At 70.9% G+C, this 6,421-nt stretch carries 7 protein-coding genes; 3 read left to right on the top strand and 4 right to left on the bottom strand.

From position 1 onward, the window contains the following. Window positions 1-60: 60 nt before the first annotated feature. A complete protein-coding gene (locus tag TA90_RS06850) occupies window positions 61-792 on the bottom strand; it encodes a queuosine precursor transporter (RefSeq protein WP_082031533.1) in 732 nt (243 codons plus the stop codon). Window positions 793-1,018: 226 nt separating this feature from the next. Between TA90_RS06850 and TA90_RS06845 the strand changes: the two genes are divergently transcribed. Further along, complete coding sequence (locus TA90_RS06845) at window positions 1,019-2,629, top strand: ABC-F family ATP-binding cassette domain-containing protein (protein WP_043535327.1); 1,611 nt, start codon at window positions 1,019-1,021, stop codon at window positions 2,627-2,629. Between the two features lie 118 nt (window positions 2,630-2,747). Continuing rightward, window positions 2,748-3,398, top strand: a complete 651-nt coding sequence (locus TA90_RS06840) for a GNAT family N-acetyltransferase (protein WP_043535326.1) — start codon at window positions 2,748-2,750, stop codon at window positions 3,396-3,398. A gap of 51 nt (window positions 3,399-3,449) precedes the next feature. Here TA90_RS06840 and TA90_RS06835 read toward each other — a convergent pair whose 3' ends face one another. After that, a complete protein-coding gene (locus TA90_RS06835) occupies window positions 3,450-3,683 on the bottom strand; it encodes a hypothetical protein (protein WP_043535325.1) in 234 nt (77 codons plus the stop codon). A 40-nt stretch (window positions 3,684-3,723) separates the two neighbouring features. Between TA90_RS06835 and TA90_RS06830 the strand changes: the two genes are divergently transcribed. Beyond that, window positions 3,724-4,227 carry a SixA phosphatase family protein gene (locus TA90_RS06830; protein ID WP_043535323.1) on the top strand — a complete coding sequence of 168 codons (504 nt, stop codon included), beginning with the start codon at window positions 3,724-3,726 and terminating at the stop codon, window positions 4,225-4,227. A 25-nt stretch (window positions 4,228-4,252) separates the two neighbouring features. Here TA90_RS06830 and serB read toward each other — a convergent pair whose 3' ends face one another. Together serB and TA90_RS06820 are read right to left on the bottom strand one after the other, a co-directional pair. Beyond that, window positions 4,253-4,930, bottom strand: coding sequence for a phosphoserine phosphatase SerB (gene serB, locus TA90_RS06825; protein ID WP_043535330.1), 678 nt, complete (start codon window positions 4,928-4,930; stop codon window positions 4,253-4,255). Between the two features lie 231 nt (window positions 4,931-5,161). Beyond that, the gene (locus tag TA90_RS06820) at window positions 5,162-6,400 is read right to left on the bottom strand and encodes a glucose-1-phosphate adenylyltransferase (RefSeq protein WP_043535322.1); all 1,239 of its coding nucleotides are present in this window, start codon (window positions 6,398-6,400) and stop codon (window positions 5,162-5,164) included. Window positions 6,401-6,421: the final 21 nt, after the last annotated feature.

Below are 6,421 nucleotides of genomic sequence, written 5' to 3'. Positions count from 1 at the left end.
TGGGCAGTGCGGCGGGGGACGAGGGCGACGTGGGACCAGCCAGCCACGGGGTGCCCGTGCTCATGCGACGTCCTCGGACTCGCGGACACCGGCCGGGGACTGGCCCTCGATCCGTTTGACCCAACCGATCACCGGGTAGGTGACGGGCAGCATGAGGACCTCGACGGAGACCTTGTACACGTAGCCGACCAGGACGTAGTTGAGGAAGTCGGCCCCGGTGATCACCCCGTAGAAGGCAATCGTGCAGAAGACGAGCGTGTCCACCGCCTCACCCACCAGGGTGGAGCCGATGAGGCGCACCCAGAGGTGGTCCTCACCCCAGGTGCGCTTGATCCACACCAGCACCCAGGAGTTGAGCAGTTGCCCCACGAGGTAGCCCGCCAGCGAGGCCGCCACGATGCGGGGGACGAATCCCAGCACCGCCTCGAAGGCGGCCTGGTGCTCGTAGCCGGGACCGGGTGGGGCGATCTGGACGAGCCAGAAGATCAGTGAGGCCAGGATCGAGACCGCGAAGCCCAGGACGATGACGCGTCGTGCCCTGGCGAAGCCGTAGACCTCCGAGAGCACGTCCCCCAGGATGTAGGTCAGGGGGAAGAGCACCGCACCCCCGTCGAAGATCAGGGGCGTGGGCAGGACACCGAAGTCGAGCGCGATGAGCTTCGTGGCCGCGATGTTCGAGATCAGCAGGAACGCGACGAAGAGTACGGCAATGACGTCGAAGACCCGCAGGGGTCGGGTGACGTCGTTCTCGGGCACGTTTCCTCCTGTGGAAGGGGTCGGGGCGCCCCCCATTGTGCACCGTCGGACGCGGGCACTGCTCGTGGCCCGTCCCACGACGGGGCCGTGCCTCGGGCAGCGCAGGCGGGCACGGTGCGATGAGTGGGGCCCAGCGGAGAGCGGGCGGCGGGCGGGGCAGGGGAGCGGTCCGCGCGGAGGAGCGGTCCGCGCAGGGGAGCGGTCCGCGCGGGGGAGTGGGCAGCGGGCCGGGCCGCACCGGGCACCGACTAGACTGCCGCGGGTGATCAACGTCCAGGACTTCTCGCTGCGCATCGGCGCCCGCGAACTCGTGCGCAACGTCTCCTTCCGGATCGACAAGGGGATGCGCATCGGGTTGGTGGGACGCAACGGCGCCGGCAAGACGACGACCATGCGTCTGCTGGCCGGGGAGGCCGACCGCGGCACCGCCGAGCACACCGGCACCATCACCCGCACGGGGACGGTGGGATACCTCGCCCAGGACACCCACGTCGGTGACCAGTCGCAGCTGGCCCGCGACCGCATCATCTCCGTGCGCGGCATCGACGCCCTCATCGCCAAGATCCGCCGGGCCGAGCACGACATGTCCACCCTGGAGGGGGACCGCCAGGTCAAGGCGATGGAGCGCTACGTGCGCCTCGACCAGCAGTTCACCAATGCCGGGGGCTGGGCCGCCAACGCCGAGGCTGCCCAGATCGCCCACGCGCTGGGCCTGGAGGACCGGGTCCTCGACCAGACCCTCGACACCCTCTCCGGCGGCCAGAGACGCCGCGTGGAGCTGGCCCGGGTGCTCTTCTCCGATGCCGACGTGCTCCTGCTCGACGAGCCGACCAACCACCTGGACCACGACTCGATCATCTGGCTGCGTGACTGGCTGCGGGGCTTCCCCGGCGGCTTCCTCGTGATCAGCCACGATGTCAAGCTCCTCGACGACACCGTCAACCAGGTCTTCTACCTCGACGCCAACCGCGCGGAGGTGGACATCTACCACCTGGGGTGGTCCGCCTACCTCAAGCAGCGCGAGGAGGACGAGCGCAGGCGCCGCCGCGAGCGGGCCAACGCCGTGAAGAAGGCCGAACAGCTGCGCTCCCAGGGTGAGAAGATGCGGGCGAAGGCCACCAAGGCCGTCGCCGCCCAGCAGATGCTGCGCCGGGCGGAGGACCTGCTCTCCTCCGTGGGCGAGGAACGCCAGCAGGAGAAGGTCGCCCGCCTGCGCTTCCCCGAACCCGCCCCCTGCGGCCGCGTGCCGCTCTCGGCGGAGGGGCTCTCCAAGTCCTACGGGTCCCTCGAGGTCTTCACGGGTGTGGACCTGGCCATCGACCGGGGGGCGAAGGTCGTGGTCCTGGGGCTCAACGGCGCCGGCAAGACGACCCTGCTGCGCATCCTCGCCGGCATCGAGCAGCCCGACACCGGCCGGGTCGTGGACGGTCACGGCCTCAAGCTCGGCTACTACGCCCAGGAGCACGAGACCCTGGACCTCGGGGCCACCGTCTACGAGAACATGGCCCACGCCGCCCCCGGCCTGGACACCACGCACGTGCGCAACGTGCTCGGTCAGTTCCTCTTCTCCGGGGACGACGTCGACAAGCCCGCCTCGGTGCTCTCGGGTGGTGAGATGACGCGGCTGGCCCTGGCCACCCTGGTGGTCTCCGCAGCCAACGTCCTCCTCCTGGACGAACCGACCAACAACCTCGACCCTGCGTCGCGCGAGGAGATCCTCAACGCGCTGCGCACCTACGAGGGGGCCGTCGTCCTCGTCACCCACGACCCGGGTGCCGTCGAGGCCCTGGAGCCGGACCGGGTCCTGGTGCTGCCGGACGCGGACGAGGACCTCTGGGACCCCTCCTACCTGGACCTCGTCACCCTCACCTGAGTCCGCACCGGCCCGGGTCCCGCTCCGGTGTGGGTGGCGGCGCGACCGCCGCTGCGTCCCGTGCCTGTGCGGTCGTCGCACCGGCCGGATCCCCCGGTCGCGGCCTAGGCTGGGGCGCATGCCCGCCCTCACCACCGACAGGTTGGACCTCCGTCCCCTCGTGGAGGAGGACGCCCCCGCACTGCACTCCATCTACTCCGACCCCGCGACCTGGGCACACTTCCCCATGGGGAGGTGGCTGGACCCACGGCAGGCGACCTCCTTCGTCGCGCTCTCCCGGGGGTCCTTCCGACGTCTCGGGGTCGGGCAGTACGCCCTGCGTCTGCGGGGCAGCGGCCGTGTCATCGGCTCCGCGGGCGCATTCGTCCTCGCCCACGAGGGCGACACCCCCACGCGCATCGTCACCGACACCTCGGGGCCACGGGACCTGGTGGCCACGGGCGCCCTGGTGAACATCGGGTGGCGCCTGCGTCCCGACGTCTGGGGCAGGGGGTACGCGACGGAGGCCGCGCGGGCGGTCCTGGACCTGCTCGCCCGGCGGGTGCCCGACCTGGCGGTGACCGCCGTCCTCCTGTCCACGAACCCCGCCTCCGAGCGGGTCTGCCGACGCCTCGGCCTGGACCTGGTCTGGCAGGGACTGACGGGGGAGGCACTGCGGGTGCGGATGCGGCGCCCCCCGGTGCCCGGTGGGGAGGCCTGCACGCGCCTCGTCTTCGCCGACAGGCCCGTGGACCCCGACCTCCTGGCGGCCCGCAACCGCACGCTGTGAGCTGCCCGCGGCGGGGCCCATGAGGCTGCCCACGACGGGGGAAAGGGAATCCTAGGCCTGTCCCCGCTCCCGTGCTGCCAGCTCCTCCAGGGTGACGACCTCGACGGGGAAACCGCGGAGGCCCACGTAGTCGACGAGGAACTGGCGGTGCGCCTCGCAGGACAGCCAGGTCTTGTGGCGACCCGTGTGGATCTTCGGGTTCGACCAGATGACGGCGACCGTGGCGGGTTCCTCGCACTCCCGGGCCGAGCAGACCAAGTCCTCGGGCCCGTGTGCCAGTGCCATCGTGCCTCCTCAGGTGCAGTGCCCCACTACCCTAGGCGACATGACCACGCGCACGCTCGTCCTCGTCCGGCACGCGAAGGCCGAGGGGCACAGCTCCTCGGGTGACCGGGGCCGCCACCTCACCGCGGAGGGTCGTGACCAGGCCCGTCGGCTCGGACTTGAGCTGGCGGAGGTCCTGCCACGCATCGACACGGCCGTGGTGTCACCCGCGCTGCGTGCCCGGGAGACCCTCGAGGGCATCGCGGGTGCCGTCGACCTCGGGGAGCAGTGGGTGGACGACTCCCTCTACCTCGCCGGGGTGGAGGCCATCATGGAGCTCGCGCGGTCCCTCACGGGTGGCTCGGCCGTCCTGGTGGGCCACGAGCCCACGATCTCCTCCGCCGCGACCGTGCTGGCCGCGACACGTGAGGGCCGCGACGAGGTCGGGCTGGGCGTGCCGACGGCGACCGCCGTCATCCTGGGCTTCGTGGGGGAGTGGACGGACCTGGACGAGGGGACGTGCACGCTGCGTCTGGTGCACGCGCCGGTGCATCCCGCCGGCTGAGGGGGCGACCCGGGGTGGTCGCGCCTCAGCGCGAGGCGCGCCCCAGCGGCAGGGCGAGGATCCCGGCGAGGGCGTCCAGGCGTTGCACGGAGATGGTGTCGGGCACTGCGGCCCGGACCGCGGGTTTCGCGCAGAACGCGACGCCGAGCCCGGCCGCGCGCATCATGGGGACGTCGTTGGCGCCGTCCCCCATGGACACGGTCAACCCCAGGGGCACGTCGTGCTCCGCGGCCCACTCCCGCAGTTTCCACACCTTGGTCGCGGAGGTGACGATCTCCCCGCGGACCCGCCCCGTCAGACTCCCGTCGCGGACCTCGAGGCGGTTGGCGACCCAGTGGTCGATCCCCATTCCCCGGCACAGCGGTGCGACGACCTCCTCGAAACCGCCCGAGACCACCCCGAACACCCCGCCACTGGCGTGCACCGCGTCCACCAGGTCACCGGCACCGGGTGTCGGGACGATGCCGGCGAGGACCTCACCGAAGACCGTGGCGGGCACGCCGGCGAGCGTCGCGACCCGCAGGCGCAGGGACTCGGCGAAGTCGAGCTCGCCGTTCATGGCCCGTGCGGTCACCTCGGCGACCTCCGCCCGGGTCCCGGCGTGGCCGGCGAGCTCCTCGATGACCTCCTGGGTGATCAGTGTCGAGTCCACGTCCGTGACGACCAGTCCGGGGGGCGTGGCCACCAGGGGTCCCGGCACCACGACGACGTCGGGCGCGAGGGGGCGCAGGAGATCCCGGGCACGGGCCGCGTCGAGGTCGGCGTCCGTCGTGCCGCTGATGCGCAGGACGTGCCAGGCGGGTCCGCCCTCGTGGGCGGGGGGAGCGCAGGAGGGACACCTGCCCACCCGGGATGCCGAGTCGCGCGGGGAGGTCGGGGGGGCACACGATCGGGGTCGCCGAGAGTGCGGCCACGGCCACCGCGTGCGCGGGGCTCACTTCGAGACGACCATTCCCTTGGGGACGACGGTGATGCCGGACTCCGTGACGGTGAACCCCCGCTCACGGTCGTGCTCGAGGTCGACGCCCACGACCGCCCCCTCCTCCACCACGACGGACTTGTCGAGGATGGTCTTGGAGACGATGGCGTGGCGCCCGATGCGGGTGTCGCTCATCACCACCGAGTCGGTGACCTGCGCCCAGGAGTGCACGTAGGTGCCCGGGGACATGATCGAGTGGTAGACCTCGCCGCCGGAGATGATCGCCCCGGGGGAGACGAAGGAGTCCACGGCGTGCCCCATGCGGGAGTGCTCGTCCCCGTAGACGAACTTCGCGGGAGGGAGGGAACCGTCGAGCAGCGTCATCGTCGGCCAGTCCCGGTTGTAGAGGTTGAAGACCGGGTGGACGCTGATGAGGTCCATGTTCGCCTCGTAGTAGGCGTCCAGGGTGCCGACGTCACGCCAGTAGTTGCGGTCGCGCTCGGTGGAGCCGGGGACCTCGTTGTCCTTGAAGTCGTAGACGCCGCAACCGCCACGGTGCACGAACCACGGGATGATGTCGCCCCCCATGTCGTGGCGGGAGTCGTCGTCGGCCGCGTCCTCGCGCAGGGCGGCGATGAGGTCCTTCGTGGTGAACACGTAGTTGCCCATCGACGCCAGTACCTTGGTCGGGTCGTCGGGCAGGCCCTGGGCGTGCTTGGGCTTCTCGAGGAAGTCCTGGACCACGCCGTCCTTCCCGTCGATGATGCCCAGGGACGGAGCCAGCTCCAGGGGCTGGCGGATGCCCGCCACGGTGGCCGGCAGGCCGGAGGCGATGTGGTGGGCGACCATCTGGGAGAAGTCCATGCGGTAGATGTTGTCCGCACCGATGATGACGATGTAGTCCGGCTTCTCGTCGTCGACGATGTTGAGGGACTGGTAGATGGCGTCCGCGCTGCCCAGGTACCAGTGGGGACCACGGCGCTGCTGGGCGGGCACCGGCGCCACGAAGTTGCCCAGCAGGGGGGACATGTACCAGGTCTTGGTGACGTGGCGGTCCAGGGAGTGCGACTTGTACTGCGTCAGCACGACGACCTTCATGTAGCCGGAGTTCACCATGTTGGACAGGGCGAAGTCGATGAGTCTGTAGTGGCCCCCGAAGGGCACTGCGGGCTTGGCCCGGTCCGCGGTCAGGGGCATCAGTCGCTTCCCCTCACCACCTGCCAGGACGATTGCGAGGACATGATTGTGCGCCATGGGTCCAGAGTAGGCACGGTG

This window comes from Actinomyces polynesiensis (assembly GCF_000820725.1).
GTDB lineage: Bacteria > Actinomycetota > Actinomycetes > Actinomycetales > Actinomycetaceae > Pauljensenia > Pauljensenia polynesiensis.
This window is presented reverse-complemented; position numbering and strand designations above follow the sequence as displayed.

Bases quoted from the DNA above. Each gene is read 5' to 3' on its own strand.
- TA90_RS06850 (WP_082031533.1), bottom strand. From the start codon at position 792: ATGGGGGGCGCCCCGACCCCTTCCACAGGAGGAAACGTGCCCGAGAAC.
- TA90_RS06840 (WP_043535326.1), top strand. From the start codon at position 2,748: ATGCCCGCCCTCACCACCGACAGGTTGGACCTCCGTCCCCTCGTGGAG.
- TA90_RS06835 (WP_043535325.1), bottom strand. From the start codon at position 3,683: ATGGCACTGGCACACGGGCCCGAGGACTTGGTCTGCTCGGCCCGGGAG.
- TA90_RS06830 (WP_043535323.1), top strand. From the start codon at position 3,724: ATGACCACGCGCACGCTCGTCCTCGTCCGGCACGCGAAGGCCGAGGGG.
- TA90_RS06820 (WP_043535322.1), bottom strand. From the start codon at position 6,400: ATGGCGCACAATCATGTCCTCGCAATCGTCCTGGCAGGTGGTGAGGGG.